Origin of the sequence: Streptomyces sp. SID5910, from assembly GCF_009862125.1 — a bacterium.
In the GTDB taxonomy this organism is placed as follows: Bacteria; Actinomycetota; Actinomycetes; order Streptomycetales; family Streptomycetaceae; genus Streptomyces.
This window is the reverse complement of record NZ_WWHX01000596.1, coordinates 1-2,189: the sequence shown is the minus strand read 5'-3', so window position 1 is coordinate 2,189 and position 2,189 is coordinate 1. Positions and strand designations below refer to the sequence as shown.

Annotated in this window: 1 protein-coding gene; it reads right to left on the bottom strand. The window is 76.2% G+C overall.

The genetic code is table 11. The annotated features are described in order from the left end of the window. Positions 1-2,013: serine/threonine-protein kinase (locus tag GTW67_RS20920; protein ID WP_161166335.1), on the bottom strand; the 2,013-nt coding region annotated here is incomplete at its 3' end. Positions 2,014-2,189 lie beyond the last annotated feature (176 nt).

Sequence of the window (2,189 nt, the reverse complement as noted above, 5' to 3'; positions counted from 1 at the left end):
CCAGCCCAGGCCCACGGCGACCTCGCGCCGGCTGACCAGGGTGTCGGGGTGGCCGGGACCGAGGACCCGCTCCCGGATCGCGTACACCTCGCGCGCCACGGTGAGCGCCTCCTGCCAGCGGCCGAGGCGTCCGAGGTTGACGCCGAGGCCGTGCCGGGCGCGCAGGGTCTCGGGGTGCTCGGGACCCTGGGCGCGGGTGCGGTCGTCGATCAGCTCGGCGTACAGGGCCAGCGCCTCCGCGCTGCGTCCGAGGCGGCCCAGGCAGATGCCGGACTCGTAGCGGGCGGCGAGGGTGTCGGGGTGCTCGGGGCCGAGCGCCCGGGCGCGTGCGCCGGCGACCTCCCGGTAGGTCTCCAGGGCCTCCCGCCAGCGGCCGAGCCGGCCGAGCGCGTAGGCCACCTCGTAGCGGGTGACCAGGGTGTCGGGATGCTCGGCGCCGAGGACCCGGGCCCGGGCCTCGGCTACCTCGCAGGCCATGCGGTGGGCGTCCTCGGGGCGGCCGAGCCGGCCGAGGTTGAAGGCGAGGTTGTGCCGGCAGCGCAGGGTGTCGGGATGGCCGGCGCCCATGGTGCGCTCCCGGGCCGCGAGGACGGCCGTGTACACCTGGTGGGCGTCGGCGTACCGGCCCAGCCTGCCGAGGACGTACGCCATCTCCTGGCGGACGGCGAGGGTGTCGGCGTGGTCGGCGCCCAGCGTCCGGATGCGGGCCTCGGCCACGCGTTTGTAGGCGCGCAGCGCGTCGGCGGCGCGGCCGGTGCGGGTCAGGGTGAAGGCGATCTCGTAGCGGCTGGCGAGGGTGTCGGGGTGGTCGGGGCCGAGCAGCCGCTCGCGTTCGGCGGCCACGGCCCGGTGCAGTTCCGACGCCTCCGTCCAGCGGCCGAGCCGGCCGAGGCCCAGCGCCGCGTCGTGCCGCCGGGCGAGCGCGGTCAGGGCCTCCGGTGCGGGGGCGGGCCGCCCGCCCGGAGCGGGGCTCGTCGCCTCGTCGCCGGCGGGGCGCGGGAGCCAGTCCCCGGACAGCCCGGCCGCGGGGTCCGGCGGTGCGGAGCGCGGTCCGGTCGCCTTGACCCCGGTGGTGATGCCCCGGGTCCAGGACGGCAGCGCCGCCCGGGCACCGACCGGTTCGGGCGTCCGCGCGGCCGCGAGGGACGCCACAGGTGCCGGCGCCGTGCGGTCCGCGGTGAGCCGGCGGCCCACCTCGCGGGCGTCCTGCGGCCGCTGCCCGGGCTGTTTGGCCAGCAGGTCCAGGATGATCCGCTCCAGGTGTCCGGGCAGGTCGGGCCGGTGCCGGCGCGGCGGTTCGGGCGCGGTGTCGCGGTGGCCGACGAGGACGGCCCACGCGTCGTCGAGGTCGAAGGGCGGGGCGCCGGTGGCGATCTCGTAGAGCACGCAGCCCAGCGAGTACAGGTCGCTGCGCCGGTCGACCTCGTCGCCGCCGATCTGCTCGGGCGACATGTAGTGCGGTGTGCCCATGGCGATGCCGGTGCCGGTCAGCCGGGCGGTGAACCCGACGTCGTGACCGAGCCGGGCGATGCCGAAGTCGCAGATCTTCACGGTGCCGTCGGCCAGGCGCACGATGTTCGCCGGTTTCAGGTCGCGGTGCACGATGCCTTGGTCGTGGGTGTAGGCGAGCGCGGAGGCGACCTGTCCGGCGATGTCCAGGACGTCGTCGACCGGCAGCGGATGGTGTTTGTTGTCCTCCAGCAGCCGACTGAGGTCGCGGCCCTCCAGCAGCTCCATGACGAGGAAGAGCACGCCCTCGTACTCGCCGAAGTCGTGCACGACGGTCACCCCGCGGTGCTGGAGCGCGGCGGCCACCCGGGCCTCGCGCCGGAACCGCTCCCGCAGCACGCGGGTGAAGGCCTGGTCGTGCTGTGTGCCCAGTGGTTTGAGGCACTTCACCGCGACGCGCCGCCCCAGCGACTCGTCCCGTGCCCGCCACACCTCGCCCATGCCGCCGCGTCCGATCCGGTCGAGCAACCGGTACCGGCCCTGGATCAGCGTGCTGTCCCCCATCGCTGCCCCGCCCCCGTGGCTCAGTCCGCCCCGCCCTCCCCTGGCCGGTCCAGTATGGCGGCTTATGGGCCGGGTTTGTACGGTGCCGGGCCCGCGGGCGAGGGGCGTTTGGGCGGAGGTGCGGGCCGCGGACGTGCGGCGATCCGTACGGTCCGGCGCCGGGAGTACGCGGCCGG